The organism is Micromonospora sp. WMMA1949 (assembly GCF_027460145.1).
Lineage (GTDB): Bacteria > Actinomycetota > Actinomycetes > Mycobacteriales > Micromonosporaceae > Micromonospora.
The window spans coordinates 1416245-1434697 of record NZ_JAPZBG010000001.1 but is presented as its reverse complement, the minus strand read 5'-3'; the positions used below and the strand labels follow the sequence as shown (position 1 = coordinate 1434697).

The 18453-nt window shown below is 72.6% G+C and carries 17 protein-coding genes; 8 read left to right on the top strand and 9 right to left on the bottom strand.

Annotation, left to right across the window (positions count from 1 at the left end; translation table 11 throughout):
* The first annotated feature begins 20 nt into the window (after window positions 1-20).
* Window positions 21-329 (top strand): hypothetical protein, encoded by a 309-nt coding sequence (locus O7607_RS06435; protein WP_269701695.1) that lies wholly within the window; start codon window positions 21-23, stop codon window positions 327-329.
* The gene (locus tag O7607_RS06430) at window positions 330-2984 is read left to right on the top strand and encodes a DUF4132 domain-containing protein (RefSeq protein ID WP_269701693.1); all 2655 of its coding nucleotides are present in this window, start codon (window positions 330-332) and stop codon (window positions 2982-2984) included. It begins immediately after the preceding gene.
* A gap of 27 nt (window positions 2985-3011) precedes the next feature.
* Here O7607_RS06430 and O7607_RS06425 read toward each other — a convergent pair whose 3' ends face one another.
* Window positions 3012-4691 carry a Na+/H+ antiporter gene (locus O7607_RS06425; protein WP_269701692.1) on the bottom strand — a complete coding sequence of 560 codons (1680 nt, stop codon included), beginning with the start codon at window positions 4689-4691 and terminating at the stop codon, window positions 3012-3014.
* Window positions 4692-4871: 180 nt separating this feature from the next.
* On the opposite strand from O7607_RS06425, the gene O7607_RS06420 reads away from it, so the two are divergent.
* A complete protein-coding gene (locus O7607_RS06420; protein ID WP_269706903.1) occupies window positions 4872-7232 on the top strand; it encodes a ricin-type beta-trefoil lectin domain protein in 2361 nt (786 codons plus the stop codon).
* A 59-nt stretch (window positions 7233-7291) separates the two neighbouring features.
* Complete coding sequence (locus tag O7607_RS06415; protein ID WP_269701691.1) at window positions 7292-8029, top strand: Clp protease N-terminal domain-containing protein; 738 nt, start codon at window positions 7292-7294, stop codon at window positions 8027-8029.
* 48 nt (window positions 8030-8077) lie between these two features.
* On the opposite strand, the gene O7607_RS06410 is transcribed toward O7607_RS06415, so the two are convergent.
* A complete protein-coding gene (locus O7607_RS06410) occupies window positions 8078-8596 on the bottom strand; it encodes a hypothetical protein (protein ID WP_269701689.1) in 519 nt (172 codons plus the stop codon).
* Between the two features lie 108 nt (window positions 8597-8704).
* Window positions 8705-8890, bottom strand: a complete 186-nt coding sequence (locus tag O7607_RS06405) for a DNA repair protein (protein WP_269701687.1) — start codon at window positions 8888-8890, stop codon at window positions 8705-8707.
* Between the two features lie 230 nt (window positions 8891-9120).
* Between O7607_RS06405 and O7607_RS06400 the strand changes: the two genes are divergently transcribed.
* Window positions 9121-9786, top strand: coding sequence for a GNAT family N-acetyltransferase (locus tag O7607_RS06400; RefSeq protein WP_269701685.1), 666 nt, complete (start codon window positions 9121-9123; stop codon window positions 9784-9786).
* A 183-nt stretch (window positions 9787-9969) separates the two neighbouring features.
* Here the strand turns inward: O7607_RS06400 and O7607_RS06395 are convergent, their stop codons facing one another.
* From O7607_RS06395 to O7607_RS06380, 4 genes are all read right to left on the bottom strand, one after another.
* On the bottom strand, window positions 9970-10671 hold the full coding sequence (locus O7607_RS06395; RefSeq protein WP_269701684.1) for a TetR family transcriptional regulator: 702 nt from the start codon (window positions 10669-10671) through the stop codon (window positions 9970-9972).
* The gene (locus O7607_RS06390) at window positions 10610-11092 is read right to left on the bottom strand and encodes a thiol-disulfide oxidoreductase DCC family protein (RefSeq protein ID WP_269701682.1); all 483 of its coding nucleotides are present in this window, start codon (window positions 11090-11092) and stop codon (window positions 10610-10612) included. The genes O7607_RS06395 and O7607_RS06390 overlap by 62 nt, the downstream gene beginning before the upstream one ends.
* Window positions 11089-11526 (bottom strand): hypothetical protein, encoded by a 438-nt coding sequence (locus tag O7607_RS06385; protein WP_269701681.1) that lies wholly within the window; start codon window positions 11524-11526, stop codon window positions 11089-11091. Before O7607_RS06385 ends, O7607_RS06390 begins: the two co-directional genes overlap by 4 nt.
* A 120-nt stretch (window positions 11527-11646) precedes the next feature.
* Window positions 11647-13101 (bottom strand): glycoside hydrolase family 3 protein, encoded by a 1455-nt coding sequence (locus O7607_RS06380; protein ID WP_269701680.1) that lies wholly within the window; start codon window positions 13099-13101, stop codon window positions 11647-11649.
* 124 nt (window positions 13102-13225) lie between these two features.
* Between O7607_RS06380 and O7607_RS06375 the strand changes: the two genes are divergently transcribed.
* Complete coding sequence (locus O7607_RS06375; protein ID WP_269701679.1) at window positions 13226-14431, top strand: ROK family transcriptional regulator; 1206 nt, start codon at window positions 13226-13228, stop codon at window positions 14429-14431.
* Window positions 14432-14517: 86 nt separating this feature from the next.
* Here the strand turns inward: O7607_RS06375 and O7607_RS06370 are convergent, their stop codons facing one another.
* Window positions 14518-15528 carry an ABC transporter permease subunit gene (locus O7607_RS06370; protein WP_269701677.1) on the bottom strand — a complete coding sequence of 337 codons (1011 nt, stop codon included), beginning with the start codon at window positions 15526-15528 and terminating at the stop codon, window positions 14518-14520.
* The gene (locus O7607_RS06365; RefSeq protein WP_269701676.1) at window positions 15525-16529 is read right to left on the bottom strand and encodes an ABC transporter ATP-binding protein; all 1005 of its coding nucleotides are present in this window, start codon (window positions 16527-16529) and stop codon (window positions 15525-15527) included. The genes O7607_RS06370 and O7607_RS06365 overlap by 4 nt, the downstream gene beginning before the upstream one ends.
* A gap of 132 nt (window positions 16530-16661) precedes the next feature.
* On the opposite strand from O7607_RS06365, the gene O7607_RS06360 reads away from it, so the two are divergent.
* Together O7607_RS06360 and O7607_RS06355 are read left to right on the top strand one after the other, a co-directional pair.
* Window positions 16662-17501 carry an ABC transporter ATP-binding protein gene (locus O7607_RS06360; RefSeq protein WP_433495206.1) on the top strand — a complete coding sequence of 280 codons (840 nt, stop codon included), beginning with the start codon at window positions 16662-16664 and terminating at the stop codon, window positions 17499-17501.
* 16 nt (window positions 17502-17517) lie between these two features.
* Window positions 17518-18411 carry a ribokinase gene (locus tag O7607_RS06355; RefSeq protein WP_269701672.1) on the top strand — a complete coding sequence of 298 codons (894 nt, stop codon included), beginning with the start codon at window positions 17518-17520 and terminating at the stop codon, window positions 18409-18411.
* Window positions 18412-18453: the final 42 nt, after the last annotated feature.

Genomic DNA, 18453 nt, shown 5'->3' with positions numbered 1-18453 from the left:
GAACCGTTACCTTCTCCGCCATGCCATTGATCACAGTCACCGACGAGGTCGTCGGTGCGCCGAACGGGCCTGTGTGGACAGTTGAGGTCTTCGAGGAGGCACTGCCTCTCGCCGAGCTGATCCGCCGTCGGGTCTCCCTCGAGATCGCCGAGTCCGGCGTGGACGCCGACCCGGAGGAGCGGACGCGGATGACACTCGACGCGTTCGGCCGCAACGCCTTCGTGGTGCTCGTCGACGACCGTCAGGTCACCGCCCTGGACGAGAAGGTCCGCCTGCACGCGGGATCGCGCGTCACCTTCCTCAAGCTCGTCCCGCTGGTGGGTGGCTGAGTGGACACGTACGACCCCGAGTTGGCCCTGCGCGATGTGGTCGCCACCGTCAAGAGGTGGGGCGAGCGGAGCGGCCAGACCCTCAACGAGCCCAGTCAGCGGGAATCCATCAGCCTGGTGGTGACCGTGTGCGGCTGGGCGCCGGCGGAGACGGTTCCGTCGCTGCTCGCCGCACTGAACGATCCGCACGGGCCGTACGATCTCGCTCCGCCGCTGGTCGAGCTGCTACCGGAGGCGAACCGACAGGCGCAGACGGTCGCCGCAGCCGTGGCCGACCTGGCCGGTGACGACGCGGATCACGACCGCCGAGTCACCGCTGCGTCGACACTGATCGACCGCCTGCCGTCGCTGCCGTACGCACACGAGGACCCGCGGGACCGGGCCCGGGGTGAGGCGTGGCGCCGCACGAAGGAACTCCTGGCCGCACAACCGGCGCCGGTACGGCAGGTGGTGTTCGATGCGCTGACCGTGCCGGGCTCGGGCAAGGACGGGTGGGCCACGCTGATCCGTGCCGTGCGTTCCGGCGGCGGGCTCGACGGCTCGGCCTGGCTCGGCCGGCTGAGCACCCACGCCTGGCTGGGATTCAATTACTGGAGTTCCCATCTCAAGCGGTTCACCTGGGAGTCGCTCCAGGCGGAGGCCTCGGCCGGGCGCGTGAACCCGGCGGCGCTGGCGACCTGGCGCCGGACCGGGATCGAGCAATCGCCGAGCGACTTCAGCGACGAGGCCGACCGGATGTGGCCGATCCCCAACGTCGGTGAGCAGTGGGCCGACCGCGCCGTCGCCGACATCGAGGCGATGCCGGCGGATCGCCGGTCCGCGTGGGAGGCGCTGCTGGCGCACTGCCCGGTCGAGGTGGACAAGGCGAAGCCGACGGCCGGTTGGCGCAAGCAGGCCCGGTCGCTGCTCGACGCGGTGGGCGTCGACGATTTCACCGCCCGGCTCGACGACTGGCTCCCGCTCGTCGGGCAGGCGCGCAGCCTGCCGCTGCGCATGACCACGTGCTGCCCCGGCCACATCAAGGACATGCCACCACGGATGATCGACCGCTACAACGTCGGGCTGCTGTGGGGACTGATCTGGACGCGGACGATGTGCCCGCCGTCCGAGCAGACACTGCGCAGCCTCGGCCAGATCGCGGAACGGGCCGCCCGCAAGATCTCCGGCCACGGCCCGGCGAGCCCGAAATTGGCGAACGTCGCGGTCGCGGCGCTCGTCGACACCGATCACCCGGCCGCGCTCGCCCAGCTGGCGCGGCTGTCCTCGCGGCTGACCTACAAGAGCACCCTGCGCCTGGTGGAGAAGGGGCTGACCCGGCACGCCGAGGCGCGCGGCGTCAGCCGGGAGGACGTCGAGGAGATGGCTCTGCCCGGCTTCGGGCTGCCGCTCGCGGACAAGCTGGGCGACTGCTCGTACGAGCTGGAGGTGCGCGGTGTCGACGCCGTAGTGGTGTGGCGCAACGCGGACGGCAAGGTGGTCAAGACGCCTCCGGCGCAGGTGCGCAGCGAGCATGGCGACGAGGTGAAGGAGCTGAAGGCCACTGTCGCCGACGTCGCCGCGACGCTCGTCGCCACCCGCGACCGTCTGGAAGGGCTCCTGCGGCGCGACCGTTCGTGGACCGTCGAGCAGTGGCGCGAACGATTCCTGGACCACCCGCTGGCCCGTACCCTGGCCCGGCGGCTCGTCTGGACCGTCGACGGCGTGGCCTGCTGCTGGACCGGTGAGGCGCTGCGCACAGTAGACGACACCGTGTTCGAGCCGGCCGACGACGCGACGGTCCGGTTGTGGCATCCGGTGCTCGACCCCGAAGCGGTGGGGCCGTGGCGGGACTTCCTCACCCGGCACGCGATCACCCAGCCGTTCAAGCAGGCGCACCGGGAGCAGTACCTGCTCACCGACGCGGAGCGGGCCACTGGCGTTTACTCCAACCGGTTCGCCGCGCACATCGTGCGTCAGCACCGGCTCAACGCGCTGCTGTCCCGGCGCGGCTGGTCGTACGTCCAGCACCGCAACGACGGGGCGTCCTACAACCTGCCCTGGCTGGCCCTCCCGGACTGGGGGCTGCGCGCCGAACTGGGTGTCGCCGGGATCGAGGACCGGGACGACGACCTCGTGTTCGACACGATGGGAACCGACCAGCTGTTCTTCATCCGGGGCGAGCGCCTGCCGGTCCCGCTGGCGCAGGTTCCGCCGGTCGTGCTGAGCGAGGTGATGCGCGACGTCGACCTGTTCGTGGCCGCGGCCGGGGTGGGCGCCGACCCGAACTGGTACGACGGCGGGCCGGAGGGCCGGTATCGCGACTACTGGGCGCAGAACAGCTTCGGCGAGCTGACCCCGACCGGCCGGACGCGCCGGGACGTGCTGGCGGACCTGATCCCCCGGCTGGCGATCGCCGGTCGCTGCACCCTCACCGACAGGTTCCTGGAGGTACGCGGCGACCTGCACACGTACCGCATCCACTGCGGCTCGGGCAACATCCTGATCACGCCGGACGAGCGGTACCTGTGCGTCATCCCGGACTCGGCGAAGGCGAAGGAGCCGGAGATGTACCTGCCCTTCGAGGGTGACAGCCGGCTCGGCGAGATCATCAGCAAGGCGTTGCTGCTGGCCGCCGACAAGAAGATCAAGGATCCGGTGATCCTGCGCCAGCTGTGAGGCCGCCGGCGGGCGCCGGGCCCAGCGTCAGCCCGGCGCCCGCTTCGGCAGCAACAACTCCTCGTGGTCGAGTTCGCGTTCCAGCACCCGCAGCTCCTCGTCCGGCAGCCGCCCGGAGTCGCGCCACCGCAGCAACTCCTCCCGCTGCGCTTCGAGGACGCTCCGGCGGACCCGCAGCGCCGTCTCGTACTCCGGTGAGGTGGGCAGCTCCGACGAGCCGCTCTGCTGGATCAGGTCGAGCCGCCCCCGGTAGCGGGCCAGCCGGGTCTGCAACTGGGCCCGCGTGGTGTCGACGGCGACAGTGCTGTCCGGGTCCTCGGCGACGACGGTGTCGAGGCGTGCCAGCGCCGCCTCCACCGCTGCCGAGCGGGCCTCGTTGCGTACCCGGGCCTGGTCGGCCTCGTTGGCGCGCAGGCCGAGCCTCCGCACGAGCGGCGCGAACGTCAGACCCTGCCCGACCAGCGTCACCAGGACGACCACGAAGGTGCAGAACAGCAGCAGGTCACGATCGGGGAAGGGGTCGCCGCTGCGGGTGGTCAGCGGCAGCGTGAAGATCGCGGCGAGGCTGATCACGCCGCGCGTACCGGACCAGCTCAGCGCCACCACCTCGCGGGCGGTCAGCCCGCGGGCGTTGCGGTCGACGCCGCCGAGCCGGCGTGCGGCGTCCGGCTCGTCGGTGTCGTCCTGCTCGGCGACGCCGCCGAGCCGGGTGTGCAGCGACCGGGGGAGCCACTGGGTCAGGATCAGCCAGGCGGGGCGCAGGAGCAGCACCACACCGACCGACACCGCGACGGCGATGACGATGGTCGACGTCTCGTACTGGCGCAGGCCCCGCACGACGGCGGGGAGCTGCTGGCCGATGAGCAGGAACACGAAGCCTTCGAGGAGGAAGTCGACGAGCCGCCACACGGCGTTGGTCTGGAGGCGGGCGGCCCCGGAGCCGAACTGCGGCGTCTGGTGGCCGACGATCAGGCCGGCGACCACCACTGCGAGTACGCCGGAGACGTGCAGCGCCTCGCCGAGCAGGTACGCCACGAACGGCGTCGCGAGCGAGATCGCGTTGGACAGCAGCGGGTCCGCGGTGAGCGGCCGGACCAGCCGTTTGGCCCGGGCGACGACCACACCCACCGCGATGCCGCCGGCCGCGGCGAGCACGAACTGTCCGACCGCGGCGTGGAACGAGAACTCGCCGCCCACGGCGGCGGCCACGGCGACGCTGAGCATGGTCAGCGCGGTGGCGTCGTTCAGCAGCCCTTCGCCCTGGATGATCGTGACCATCTTCGGCGGCAGGTTGACCCGGCGGCCGACGGCCAGGGCGGCGACCGGGTCGGGCGGGGCGACGGCGGCGCCCACAGCGATGCCTGCGGCCAGGGTCGCGCCGGCGACGAACAGGTGGAACCCGACGCCGACGAGCAGTCCGGTGAGGAGCACCAGCACCACCGAGAGGCTGACCACGATCCGCAGGTTGCGCCGGATGTCCAGCAGGGACGAGTCGAGCGCGGCACTGTAGAGCAGCGGCGGCAGCACGACCATGAGCACCAGCTCGGGATCGAGGCCGACGTTGGGGCCGGGGAGCAGTGCGTACGCGATGCCGATGAGCGGCAGGAGCGCGGCGGCCGGCAGGCCGGTCCGGGAGGCCACCCACCGTACGGCGATGACGACCGCGACGGCGGCGAGCACGAACAGCAGCGTCGAATGGGTGCTCACCCCGACCGACCCTACCCGCGGTCGCGAGCGGCGTTCGGTGGGGTGGGGCCCCGGGCCGGCGAGGCGTTGACCAACCTGTGGTGTGAACGCTAACATGCAGGAAATTTGATAGACACATGTCTATCTGGAGGTGGGTCGGTGTCCAGCAGGATGAGCGGAGAACATGCGGCGTGGCGCCGGATGGCGTCGGCGGCGGTGGCCGCGATGGTGACGGCGTTCGCGCTGACCGTCCCCGCCGCGCCGGCCCGGGCGGCGACCGCCCTCACCGTCAACGGCGCCTCCGGCGGGCGCGTGCTCGACGGGGTCGGCGTGGTCAGCGGCGGCGGCGGAAACAGCAGACTCCTGATCGACTACCCGGAGCCGCAGCGCAGCGACATCCTCGACTACCTGTTCAAGCCGGGTTACGGCGCCGCGATGCAACTGATGAAGGTGGAGATCGGCGGCGACACCAACTCCACCTCCGGCGCCGAGCCCAGCCACGAGCACACCCGGGGCAGCGTGAACTGCAACCGGGGCTACGAGTGGTGGCTGATGGAGCAGGCGCGGGCGCGGAACCCCTCCATCGCCCTGGTCGGTCTGGCCTGGGGGGCACCCGGCTGGATCGGCAACGGCAACTTCTGGTCCACCGACTCGATCAACTACCTCGTCGGGTGGCTGGACTGCGCGGCGACGCACGGACTGACCATCAACTACCTCGGCGGGTGGAACGAGAAGGGCTACAACACCACCTGGTACAAGAACCTGCGCTCCACACTCGACTCCCGCGGCTACGGCAATGTGAAGATCGTCGCCTCGGACGACTTCGGGTGGGGCGCCGCCGACGACTCGCTGCGGGACCCGGCGTTCGCCAACGCGGTGCAGGTCTTCGGCAGCCACTACGTCTGCGGCTACCGCAGCGCCCAGACCAGCTGCCCCAGCTCCGCCAACGCGATCTCCACCGGCAAGCAGCTGTGGGCCAGTGAGAACGGCTCCGACGACTACAACGCCGGCGCGCCGGCCCTCGCCCGGGGCATCAACCGCGGCTACCTCGACGGCAAGATGACCGGGTACATCAACTGGCCGGTGATCGCCGCCATCACCCCCAACATTCCCTGGGCGACGACCGGCGTGGCGGTGGCGCAGCAGCCGTGGTCCGGCGCCTACTCGATCGGCAGGAGCACCTGGGTGATGGCGCACACCACCCAGTTCACGGCGCCGGGCTGGCGCTATCTCGACTCGTCCAGCGGCTACCTCGGGGGCAACCGCGGCAACGGTAGCTATGTCTCGCTGAAGTCCACGAACAACAGCGACTGGAGCACCGTCATCGAGACGCAGGACGCCGGCTCGGCCCAGCAGCTCGACGTCACCGTCACCGGCGGGCTCTCCGCCGGCACGGTGCGCGTGTGGGCGACGAACCTCAGGTCCAACAACAGTGCCGAGCACTTCGTCCGGGGCGCCGACATCACACCGAACGGCGGACGCTTCTCGCTCACCGTCCAACCCGGCTACGTCTACAGCATCACCACCACGAGTGGGCAGGGGAAAGGCACGGCTGTCAGTCCGGTCCAGGGCACCCTGGATCTGCCGTACCGCGACAACTTCGACAGCTACGCCACCGGGCGCGAAGCCCGGTACCTGATGGACCAGCAGGGCTCGTTCGAGATCGTCGGCTGCGGTGGCGGCCGGACCGGACAGTGCGTCCGCCAGATGTCCGAGCAGGCGCCGATCTACTGGACGTCCGGCCAGGCCGAACCGTACGCCCTGCTGGGCGATCTGACCTGGCGCAACTACACGGTCTCCTCGGACGTGCTGCTGGAGAAGTCCGGCTACGCCCAGCTCATCGGCCGCGGCAACACCTACAACCACCAGGGCCCGCAGAACCTCAACGGCTACTACTTCCGGGTCACCGACGGCGGCGCCTGGTCGATCCGGAGCAACAACACCAGTGGCAACTGGCGCACCCTGGCCAGCGGCAACACCGCGGCGCTGGGTACCGGACGCTGGCACAACCTCTCGTTGAAGCTCAATGGCAGCACCCTCACCGCGGCGATCGACGGCACCACAGTCGGCACCGTGTCGGACTCCGCCTGGGTGGCCGGCCAGATCGGGTACGGCACCGGCCAGGGCGTCACCGCCCAGTTCGACAACCTCGCGATCACGCCGGGCGACGGTTCCAGCGGCCCGACCGGAGAGGTGCGTAGCGCGAGCGCCAACCGCTGCCTCGACGTCAACGGCGCCAGCCAGGCCGACGGCGCGGTCGTGCAGATCTGGGACTGCAACGGTGGGCCCAACCAGCAGTGGACGGTCGGCACGAACAACCAGCTCACCGTGTACGGCAACAAGTGCCTCGACGTCCCGGGCACCACGTCCGGCAGCCGCGCGCGGATCATGACCTGCAACGGCGGCAGCAACCAGCAGTGGCGGATCAACGCCGACGGCACCATCGTCGGCGTCGGCTCGGGTCTCTGCCTGGACGTCAACGGGCAGGGCACCACCAACGGCACCACGGTGCAGATCTGGACCTGCAACGGCGGCAGCAACCAGCGGTGGGTACGCGGCTGAACGTCGAGCGCGTCAACTGCGGGTTGACGACAGCGTAGCCGTCAACCTATGGTTGACGCATGGAGGAGACCCAGCCGCACAAGATGACCCATCCGGTACGCCTCGACGACCTCATCGACGGCATCAAGAAGGCACACACCGACGCGCTCGACCAGCTGGCCGACGCCGTCCTCGTCGCCGACCACCTGGGTGACGTGGCCGACCACCTGATCGGGCACTTCGTCGACCAGGCGCGCCGCTCCGGCGCCTCATGGACGGAGATCGGCCGCAGCATGGGCGTGACCAAGCAGGCCGCCCAGAAGCGTTCCGCCGCCAAGGCGGAGACCGCCGCCGCGCTCGACCCGAACTCCGGGTTCGGCCGGTTCACCCCGCGCGCCCGCAACGTGGTGCTGGCCTCTCAGGAGGAGGCGCGGACCGCCGGCAACGCCGAGATCACCCCCGGGCACGTGGCGCTCGGTCTGCTCGCCGAGCCGGAAGGGCTGGCCGCCGCCGCGATCGTGGCTCAGGGCGTACCCCTGGAACGGCTGCGGGAGGTCGTCACCGCGACGCTGCCGGCGGCGGCCGGCCAGGTCCCGGACCTGATCCCCTACGACGCGCGGGCCAAGAAGGTCCTGGAGCTGACGTTCCGGGAGGCGCTGCGGATGGGACACAACTACATCGGTACGGAGCACATCCTGCTCGCCCTGCTGGAGGAGGAGGGCGGTGACGGTGTGTTGAGCGGCCTCGGGCTGCAGAAGGACGCGCTGGAGTCGGCGTTCGAGGCGACGCTGGCCGAGATCACCCGGAAAGGCGCCTGACACCGGTCCGGGCACGCGCCACGGGGGCGCGTGCCCGGCATGCGGGTGTCAGCCGGCGGCGGGGAATCCGTATCGGGCGGCGTGCTCCGGGTCGGCGGGGTCGACCTGGCGGATGCCGGCGTCGGCCAGGCGCTTGTTCACCTCGTCGAGGTGTTCCCGGACCAGCCGGGCCTCCTCTTCGGTGACCCGGCCGCGGTGCGGGCGGCCGGCGTGCTCGATGGTGCCGTAGTCGATCTTCTCGGTCGCGCGGCGGGCCTTTGGTGGCTTTACCCGCTCGGCGGTACGCAGCAGTTGCGCCATCGGCACGTCGGTCGCCATCGCGTCGAACTCGCTGGCGGTCAGCACGACCCGGCGCGGCTCACCGTGGCCGTGCCGGTCGTGGATCTCCACCACCGCGACGTCGAGCGCCGCGTCGTCGATGCTCTCCACCTCGACCGGGGTGGCGTCCAGCTGCACGGGGCCGGCGACCAGGTCCGGGTGCTCCAGGACGACGACCTTGACCACCTCGTCGTCGGGGCTGAGCACCTGACCGGTGAAGTCGGAGACGTGGATCGTCTTCTTGCCCATGCGCGGAGCTTCTCCTGTCGTAGGCCGGAAATCGGACCACAAGACGCTACCGCACAGGTGTGCGAAGGCCGGTACGCCCGCCCGGCCGGTGTGTCGTCCCCCGCCCTCTCAGAGTGGCGTTAGGCCACGCCAGGCGGCGGTGCCGGCCGGCTGCGCGTTCAGCTCGGCCCAGGAGAGCGCCCGGTCGCGGACCTCGCGGTACGCCGGCTGCGCCGGGAACCGCCCGGCGTCTGCGGCGGCCCGCCAGCCGCGCTCCGCGTCCTGCTGGAATCGGTCATTCGGTTCGTGAGGCATGACCACTACCGTCCCAGAGAAACTTGTCCATGTATGAAAATGAATATGACGCAGGGTCGATGCCTTCGGTTCCGTGAAGCGCCGGACTTCCTGCGGCCGGTGGCGGAAGCAGGGATCGGCGTCCGTCGCTGGCGTGCCGACCCTCTACCCGTCGCCGGCGCGTCTCAACCCCGGCGCGATCGCTGAATTCCCCGGGCACGGGGCCGGCGTCACGGCGTACCATGATCACCATGCTCGACCGGCGGGTCTTCCTCCATCTGGCGACCTGGTTGGGACAGTGGCCGGCGGGCCCCGGGCTGCACGTGGTCCGGTCCCACCGCCGCGCCCATCCGGCCTGGGACGGACGGCTGCGCCCGGCCGTCGCGGTGACGGCGGGCGGCAGCACCGTCCTCTCGGTGGCCACCGACCGGGTCGAGGCGGTCCGGGCGCTGGTACGGGACCGGCCGCTCGGCGAGTGGCTGCCCGCCCTGCCGGGTGTGGTCGGCGCGCCCGAGTTCACCGCGCACACCTCGGTCTTCCGCTGGTGCACCGACCCGGCGCCGCTGCCCGAGGTGGGGGAGTGGGTGCCGTCCACACTGCCCGGACTGCCGCCGTGGCTGCGGCTGTTCGACAGGGACGTGCTCGTGGTCCGGGGTGCCGACGGCGCGTACCGGGCCGGCGTGGGGATCAAGCGGCACGACGCGTACGGGCACGAGCTGGCGGTGGGCACGGTGCCGACGGCGCGCGGGCGCGGCCTGGCCCGGCGGCTGGTCGCACAGGCGGCCCGCCGGGTGCTGGACGAGGGAGCGATCCCCACCTACCTGCACGACCCCGGCAACGCCGCGTCGGCTCGGGTGGCCGACGCGGCCGGGTTCTCGGATCGGGGCCTCACCGCGTTCGGCGTGTTCCCCCGCTGACCCGGGCTGAAGTTCCGGGTTGGCGCGGACCGTGGATCCCGGGCCGGATCCACGGTCCGCGGCTCTCCCCCGGGCCCCGACATCGGTAACGCTATGTGTTAGTGCCGCTGGTGAACAAGAGGTGCGCCGCTGTCCGGTTACGGACTCTCACCTGCGGAATCGCCCGTAACCGGGCCGACGAGGTCAGTGACGCAGCGTGTGGATCAGGGCGAGTGCCTGACGGGTGACGGGCCGCAGCACGCGCAGCCGGGACAGCCCCACCAGCCGGTCCACCAGCGGCACCACGCCGTCGATCAGCTGCCGGGTCTTGACCTGACCGTCCGAGCGGTCGTGCACCCAGTAGAGCACCACGCCCATGTAGCCGAGCCAGAGCAGCTCGGGCAGTGCCTCGCGCAGCTCGTCGTCGAGCTTGACGGTGGACCCGGTCAGGGCCTCGCGGAACAGCGCGATCGACATGTCCCGGGGCTCCGACGACTCGGCGGAGAACGGGCTCAGCGGCGAGGTCGGCTCGGCCGCCGTCTTGAAGAAGGCACCGGCGAACGCGTGGTACGGGCTCAGCACGTCGATGCCCGCATGCAGCACCCCGGCCAGTCGCGGGCCGAAGTCGCGTTCCCGGGCGAGCACCGTGTCGGCCGCCGCCCGGTGCTCGCGCTGGGTGCCCGCGTAGAACTCCTGGACCAGGTGTTCCTTGGAACCGAAGTAGTAGTAGGCGTTGCCCACCGCCACGCCGGCCTCCTGGGCGACCGCGCGCATCGTCGTGCGCGCGTACCCGCGCTCGCGGAACAGCCGCATCGCGGTGTCCAGGATCAGCTGGCGGGTCTGCTCACCCCGGGTCGTCGTGCCCTGCCCACCCGCAGCGGTCGTCGGCGCACTCTGCTCGGTCATCGTCGTCACCGTATCCCGGTTCCCGGATCCGTTCGCGGACCGCCGACGCCGCCGCGACCACCTTGCGGGCCAGCGGCAGCAGGTGCGGACGGGCCAGCCGCTCGGCCGTGCCGCGATGCTCGGCCAGCGCCCACAGGCAGGCGAACCAGGCGCCGTCGCCGCGGTAGACCGCACCGGTGTCGGCCACCACCGTCAGGTCGCGCAACGTGGCGTCGTGGTCCAGCTCGGGGAAGCGCCGCCGGGCCTCGGCGGACCCGGCCGGCACGAACTCCAGGGGTACGAGCTGGGCGCGCGAGGCGAGCCAGCGCCGGGCGGCCCGGCACATCGGGCAGTCCGCGTCGAACAGGACGGTGAACCCGCGGATCCCACCGGCCCCGTGCCCGGTGGGATCCTGCCGGTGCCCGCCCGGGGCGGACGTCACCGGGCCGGCGGGTTCGGGCCCGCCGCCGGTACCGGTCCGCCCTGCGGCGGGAGCATTCGCACCGGCGGCAGGGGCGGGTGGGTCGCCTGCTGCCGCAGCCGACCGCGCCGGTAGCGGCCGAGCGCGAAGACGTTGAAGAAGTGCAGCGCGCCGAGCACCAGCAGGACGAATCCCACCTTCATGGAGAGCTGCTCCAGCGCCTGGCTGGTGTCGCCGACCGGATCGGACTCCTTCATCGCCACCGTAACGTAGCCGAGGTTGAGCAGGTAGAAGCCGACCACCAGCAGGCTGTTCACCGCCCCGGCCAGGCGGCTGTCGGCGAACACGTCCTCCAGGAAAACCATCCCGTTGCGGGACAGTGCCCGCGCCACCCAGATGGTCAGACCGATGCTGACCGCGAGGTAGGCCAGGTACATCCAGACCTTCACGTCCATCCCCGTCGCCTCTCTTGAACGTGTTCAAATCAAGGGCACGCTGAGCGTACGACAGATTTTGAACGTGTTCAAGAGCGCGGCCCGCCGCCCTTCCGGGCGACGGGCCGGTGGGGGCGCGGGTCAGGCGGTCAGGCCGAGCACCTCGGCGGCGGCGCGGCCGTTGGCGTGACTGGCGCCGTGGGTGGCGACGAACGCGACCGCGCCCGCCGGCCGCCACGCGCCCGGCCAGCCCATCTCGACCACCGCTACCCGATGCGTGGCGGCCAGCGCCTCGACCAGCTCACGCGCGCCGGGCAGCCGGTGCAGGTGCCGGCCGACCAGCACGACCGGCCGGTCCCCGGCGAGCCGCCGCACCTGCTCCGGGTCGGTCTCGCCCGCCGCCGCGCGGGCCTGCTCGATCCCGGCGGCCAGGTGTGGGCCGAGCCCCCACGGCACCCGCCCCTCGGCGATGGTGGAGGTGGCGTGCACCTGCACCACCAGGGGGGCGGTGTCGCGGGTGAGGTCGCCCTCGACGCGTACCGCCCGCAGTGCGGCGGCGTAACCGAGGCCGTCGGCGGCCGGCGGCGGGGCGTCGGCGGGGCCGGTGGCGGCGGCGAGCGCGGCGGTCCGGCCGGCCGCCTCCTCGACCCGCTCACGCGCCAGCCGGCCGTCGGCGATCGCCGCGACGATCTCGGCGGCGACCGACTCGACCAGCTCGGCGTCCACCCGGGCGCCGATGCAGAGCAGGTCCGCGCCGGCGGCCAGGGCCCGGACCGCGCCCGCGCCGACCCCGCCGGCGGCGAGCACCGCGCCCTTCATCTCCAGCGCGTCGGTGATCACCGCGCCGGTGAAGCCGTACTCGACGCGCAGCAGGTCGTGCAGGACCGCGCGGCTGAACGTGGCCGGACCGTCGCCGGTCAGCGCCGGCACCCGGATGTGCGCGGTCATCACCGCGCGGACGCCCGCGTCGACGACGGCGGCGAACGGCGGCAGGTCGCGGTCCCGCAGGACGGCCGGCGGCACGTCGACAGTGGGCAGCTCGTGGTGGGAGTCGGCGACTGTGGCGCCGTGCCCGGGGAAGTGCTTGGCGCAGGCGGCCACACCGGTCGACTGGAGGCCGGTGACGGCGGCGGCGGAGTGGACGGCGACCCGCTTCGGGTCCGCGCCGAACGAGCGGGTGCCGATCACCGGGTTCTCGTCGGCGGTGTTCACGTCGACGGTGGGGGCGAGGTCGACGGTGATGCCGAGCGCGGTCAGTTCCGCGCCGATCGCCGCGTACACCTGGCGGGTGAGGTCGGGGTCGTCCACCGCGCCGAGCGCGGCGTTGCCGGGGTACGGGCTGCCGGTGGCGTGTGCCAGCCGGGTGACGTCGCCGCCCTCCTCGTCGATCGCGACGATCACGTCGGGGCGCCCGGCGCGCAGCGCCGCCGTGGATGCCGCCACCTGGGCCGGGTCGTGGATGTTGGTGCCGAACAGGGTGTGCCCGGCGAGCCCGTCGGCGAGCAGGTCGACCGCCCAGTCCGGCGGGACCGGTCCCGGATACGCGGCCAGCAGCGTGCCCAGCGCGAGCCGGCGCAGTCCTGGATCCAGACCCACGAGTATCCCCTTTCCCTGCCGGGTCGTCCGACCTCCGCGCATGGGGGTGGCCGATACGCTAACGGGCGCCCCTCGGCAGGCGTTTTGTGGTTAGAAAACTTTACTGAAAATTGAGGACGTTGGCATGAGTGCGACCCGGCTGCCCGGCACCCCCCGACTCCTGCGGGCGCTCAACGACCGTGCGGCGCTGGAGCTGCTGCTCGAGCGCGGTCCGCTGACCCGGGCTCGGATCGGTGAGCTGACCGGGCTGTCCAAGGTCACCGCGTCCCAGCTCGTCGAGCGGCTGGAGGAGCGCGGCCTGGTCGCCCGGGTCGGCGAGCAGGCCGGCGGGCGGGGCCCGAACGCCCAGCTTTACGCCGTCCGGCCGAGCAGCGCGTACGTGGTGGGCGTCGAGGTGGGCGCGGAACGGGTGGTCGCGGCCTGCGCCGACATCACCGGCACCGTGGCCGGACGGGTCGAGCAGTCCACCAAGGACACCGACGACCCGGTCGGCGTGGTGCACAACGCCGTGGTCCAGGCGGCCGCCAGCGCCGGGGCGGAGCTGTCCGCCGTCCGGCGCGTCGTGCTCGGCACCCCCGGCCTGGTCGACCCGCAGACCGGCGACATCACGTTCGCGTTCAACCTGCCACGCTGGCACAGCGGCCTGCTCGCCGCGCTGCGCGAGGACCTGGACACCCCCGTCGTGTTCGAGAACGACGTGAACCTCGCGGCGGTGGCCGAGGCGCAGTCCGGCGCGGCCCGGGGCACCGCCGACTTCGTGCTGGTATGGGTGGACGCGGGCGTCGGCCTGGCGATCATGCTGGGCGGGCGGCTGCACCACGGCAGCAGCGGCGCGGCCGGCGAGATCGGCTACCTGCCGGTGCCCGGCGCGCCCATCCCGCGCGACGTGTCCAAGCGGGCCAAGCCGGCGTTCCAGCAGCTCGTCGGCGCCGACGCGGTACGCGCGGTGGCAGCCGAGCACGGTTTCGCCAGCCCCGAGGCGGCCGAGCAGGGCGTGGCGGCGGCCCGGGCCGCCGAGGTGGTACGCGCGGCGATCGCGGCCGGCACCGCCGGTGGGCCGATGCTCGACGAACTGGCCCGGCGGCTGGCGCTCGGTGTGGCGAGCACCTGCGTGGTGCTGGACCCGCCGCTGGTGGTGCTCGCCGGTGCGGTCGGCCAGGCGGGCGGGGCGGCGCTGGCCGAGCGGGTGCAGCACGAGGTCGCCGCGATCACGCTGGTCCGGCCCCGGGTGGTGACGACCGGGCTGACCGAGGAGCCGATCCTGCGGGGCGCGCTGCGGACCGCGCTGGACGCGGTGCGCGACGAGGTGTTCGGCTCGACGGTCGGCTGACCGCGTCGTGCACCCTGGCGCCATGTGAAGGAATCCTTCATCATGGCTTCAGGGTTCGCAAGGAGTTGCCGAATTGCGGATCCGCCTCAGATCAGGTCGCGGCGGCGGAACACCGTGAACGCCGCGGCCACCAGCGCGCCGGTGAGCCCGAGCAGCACCACCAGCCCCGACGTCCAGGTGAGCGTGTAGGAGCCGTCGCAGTAGCCGGAGATCCCGGGGCCGCAGGCGTTGTTGTCCCACAGCCGCACCTCGCCGGACAGCCAGGCCGCCAGGTGGCTGGACAGCATGTACCGGTCCGGCCGGCCCACCTCCAGGATCTGGAACACCAGCCGGGCACCCAGTTCCCACACCACCACGTACGCGGCCACCGTGCCGAGCGCCGCCGACGTGTGCCGGCCCAGCGTGGCGACGGCGAACCCGAGCGCCGCGGCGAGCAGCACCAGCACGAGCCCGCGCGCCCAGATCGCGGCGAGCGACGGCCAGAAGTCGCCGCCGGTGCGCCCGACCAGGCCGGAGGCCTGGCCGATCAACCAGAACGCCCCGAGGTACGCCACCGACGCCAGCACCGACAGGCCGAGCAGCCCGCCCAGCAGCGTGCCCAGCTTCGTGGCGAGCACCGTCGGCCGCCGGGGCCGCCACAGCAGCAGGTTCACCACCCCGCCCGAGTTCAGGTCGGCCCCGATGTAGGAGGCCCCGACCAGGAACCCGAACAGCGTCAGGAACGCGATCAGGAAGTAGAGCAGCGGCTCGGCCTCCTTGGCGAAGACGAAGACACCGCTGAGGTAGTCGGCCGCGGTCGGCAACTCCTCGATCTGGGCCGGGTCGATCTGGGCGCAGTCGCGCGGCAGGTAGTCGTTCTCGCCCAGCGGTAGCCCGCCCTCCCGGATCCGCAGGCAGCGGTCGTACGCCATCTCCATCTGGCGCACGTTCTCCGCCGCCTGGGTCTGGGCCCGGCTCAGCTCCGCCGGGCTGGGCCGGTGCGAACCGGCGAGCGTGGTCGCCACCGTCACCGCGAAGGCGACAGCCAGCAGCACCACCATGAGCTGCACGAAACGCCGGGCGGCCAGCCGCTCCAGCTCGGCACGGACCAGGTTCACGCGTCCACCTCCCGGCTCTCCCGGACGTCGAGGTCGATCACTCCGTCGTTCGGCGGAGCGCCGTCGACCTGCCGCGGCACCGCCACGTGCTCGTGGCCGCCGGTCAGCTCCAGGAAGACGCTCTCCAGGTCCGGCCGCAGCGGGACCAGCTCCCGTACCCACACGCCCTGCTCGCCGAGCGTCCGGCTGATCGTCTCCGGATCCTCCACACCGGTCACCACCAGGTGGTCGGGCTCGGCGGTCACCGACAGGCCGGCCCGGCCCAGCAACTGCCCGGCCTGCTCCGGATCGGCCACCCGGACCCGCCACTGGTGCTGGTCGAAGCCGGCCAGCACCTCCTCCACCGGCCCGTACGCGACCCGCTGCCCCCGGCTGACGATCGTCACGTGGTCACAGATCAACTGGATCTCGGCGAGGATGTGGCTGGACAGCAGCACCGTCACCCCGGCCTCGGCCAGCGACCGGGTCAGGTCGCGCATTTCCCGGATGCCGGCCGGGTCCAGCCCGTTCGCCGGTTCGTCCAGGATCAGCAGATCCGGGTTCTTCAGCAGCGCCGACGCGACCGCCAGGCGCTGCTTCATGCCCAGCGAGTAGCCCTTGACCCGCTCGTCGCCCCGGTCGCGCAGCCCGACCTGCTCCAGCACCTCGTCCACCCGGCCGGTCGGCACACCACCGGCCAGCGCCAGCAGCCGCAGCGTCCGGTGCGCGGTGAAGTTGCCGAAGAACTGCGGGCTCTCCACGATCGCGCCGACCCGGCCGGCCACGTCCGGCAGGTGCTCGGGTGACTCGGCCCCCAGCACGCGCATCCGTCCGGCGTCCGGCCGGACCAGCCCCAGCAGCGCGCGCAGCGTGGTGGTCTTCCCGGACCCGTTCGGCCCGAGGAAGCCGTGCACCTGGCCCGCCTCGACCAGCATGTCGAAGCCGTCCACGGCGACCCGGCGCCCCTGGCGCAGCGTGTGGAACGTCTTGCGGAGGCCGGCGATCTCGATGACCGCGCTCATCCGCGCGCCTTCCGGCAGCGGTCGGGCATGGGTGTCCTTCCGGAAGTGGTGACAAACGACACGGCGCCCCACCCTATGGCGGCGGCGCCGCCCGTGGGGGGCGCCGGGCCGGGTGCGTGATTGGATGGAGCGGTGACTGGTGACCTGATCCCCGGCGCCCCGGGCGCCCCCGCCCCCTCGACCGTGGACGCGGATCTGGTGGTCAGCCTCGACGGCGTCGGCGTCAAGCGTTCCGGCACCGCGCTGGTGCACGACGTCGACTGGCAGGTCGAGCTGGACGAACGGTGGGTGGTGCTCGGGCCGAACGGCGCGGGCAAGACCACGCTGCTCAACCTGGCCGCCGGCCGGCTGCACCCCACCAGCGGCGTCGCGCACGTGCTCGGCGAGCGCATCGGCCGCACCGACGTCAACGAACTGCGTACCCGCATCGGCCTGTCCACCGCGACGCTCGCCGAGCGGATCCCCGCCGACGAGCGAGTCGTCGACGTGGTGGTGACCGCGGCCTGGTCGGTGGTCGGCCGCTGGCGGGAGAACTACGACCGCACCGACGAGGCGCGCGCCGGCGCGCTGCTGAGTCAGCTCGGCGTCGGCCACCTCACCGACCGCGCGTACGGCACGCTGTCCGAGGGCGAGCGCAAGCGCGTCCAGATCGCCCGCGCCCTGATGACCGACCCGGAGCTGCTGCTGCTCGACGAGCCCGCCGCCGGGCTCGACCTGGGTGGGCGCGAGGACCTGGTGGCCCGGCTGGCCGAGCTGGCGTACGACCCGGACGCGCCGGCCATGGTGCTGGTCACCCACCACGTCGAGGAGATCCCGCCGGGCTTCACCCACGCGTTGCTGCTGCGCGAGGGCGCCGTGGTGGCGCAGGGCCTGCTCGCCGACGTGCTCACCGCCGACAACCTGTCGAAGGCGTTCGGCCTGCCGCTGGTGGTGACGCGGTCCGGCGACCGCTGGGCCGCCCGCGCCGCCTGAGCGACGGGACGACACCGTGCCGCAGACCCGGGTCGCCGTCGTCGGCAGCGCCAACATGGACCTCGTCGGCATCGGCGCCGCGCTGCCCCGGCCCGGTGAGACGGTGCTGGGCGACGACTTCGTCATGCTGCCCGGCGGCAAGGGCGCCAACCAGGCGGTCGCCGCGGTACGCGCCGGCGCCTCCTGCGTCTTCCTCGGCGCGATCGGCTCCGACTCGTTCGGCGTGACGCTGCGGGCCCGGATGACAGCCGCGGGCGTGGACACCGGCCACCTGCGGGTGGTCTACGGGCCGTCCGGCGTCGCCCTGGTCATGGTCGGCGGCGCGGGGGAGAACGCCATCCTGGTCACCCCCGGCGCGAACGCCGCGTTCACGTCGTTGACCGCCGACGAGCTCTCCGCCGCACGCGATGCGGACGTGCTGGTCGCGCAGCTGGAGGTGCCGGTCGAGACGGTGACCGAGGCGGCGCTGGCGGCCCGGGCCGCGGGCACCCGGGTGGTGCTCAACGCCGCGCCGGCCCGGTCGGTGCCGGCCGAGCTGCTGGCGGCGACCGACCTGCTCGTGGTGAACGAGCCGGAGGCGCAGGCGCTGACCGGTCGCGGCCGGGACGAGCCGGCGGCGCTGCTGGACCTGGTGCCCCGGGCGGTGCTCACGCTCGGCGGCGACGGCGCCTGGTACGTCGACCGGGACCGGCCGGCGACGCACGTGCCGGCGGTGCCGGTGAACGTGGTCGACTCGACCGCCGCCGGGGACGCGTTCACCGCCGCGCTCGCGGTGGCCTGGGGCGAGGGGCGGGACCTGGCCGACGCGGTGCGCTGGGCGGCGGCGGCCGGTGCGGCGTGCGTGCGCAAGCTCGGCGCCTCGGTGGCGCTGCCGCACCGCGCGGAGATCGACGAGCTGTTCGAGTGTTAGTAAGGGCCCCTTTTACTACCGGAGGCGTTAAGAAGGGGCCCT

What these genes read in the sequence shown, in the direction of transcription:
- O7607_RS06435 (WP_269701695.1), top strand. Translation starts at nt 21, where the DNA reads ATGCCATTGATCACAGTCACCGACGAGGTCGTCGGTGCGCCGAACGGG.
- O7607_RS06400 (WP_269701685.1), top strand. Translation starts at nt 9,121, where the DNA reads ATGCTCGACCGGCGGGTCTTCCTCCATCTGGCGACCTGGTTGGGACAG.
- O7607_RS06415 (WP_269701691.1), top strand. Translation starts at nt 7,292, where the DNA reads ATGGAGGAGACCCAGCCGCACAAGATGACCCATCCGGTACGCCTCGAC.
- O7607_RS06405 (WP_269701687.1), bottom strand. Translation starts at nt 8,890, where the DNA reads ATGCCTCACGAACCGAATGACCGATTCCAGCAGGACGCGGAGCGCGGC.
- O7607_RS06385 (WP_269701681.1), bottom strand. Translation starts at nt 11,526, where the DNA reads ATGGACGTGAAGGTCTGGATGTACCTGGCCTACCTCGCGGTCAGCATC.
- O7607_RS06365 (WP_269701676.1), bottom strand. Translation starts at nt 16,529, where the DNA reads ATGAGCGCGGTCATCGAGATCGCCGGCCTCCGCAAGACGTTCCACACG.
- O7607_RS06395 (WP_269701684.1), bottom strand. Translation starts at nt 10,671, where the DNA reads ATGACCGAGCAGAGTGCGCCGACGACCGCTGCGGGTGGGCAGGGCACG.
- O7607_RS06410 (WP_269701689.1), bottom strand. Translation starts at nt 8,596, where the DNA reads ATGGGCAAGAAGACGATCCACGTCTCCGACTTCACCGGTCAGGTGCTC.
- O7607_RS06420 (WP_269706903.1), top strand. Translation starts at nt 4,872, where the DNA reads ATGGCGTCGGCGGCGGTGGCCGCGATGGTGACGGCGTTCGCGCTGACC.
- O7607_RS06375 (WP_269701679.1), top strand. Translation starts at nt 13,226, where the DNA reads ATGAGTGCGACCCGGCTGCCCGGCACCCCCCGACTCCTGCGGGCGCTC.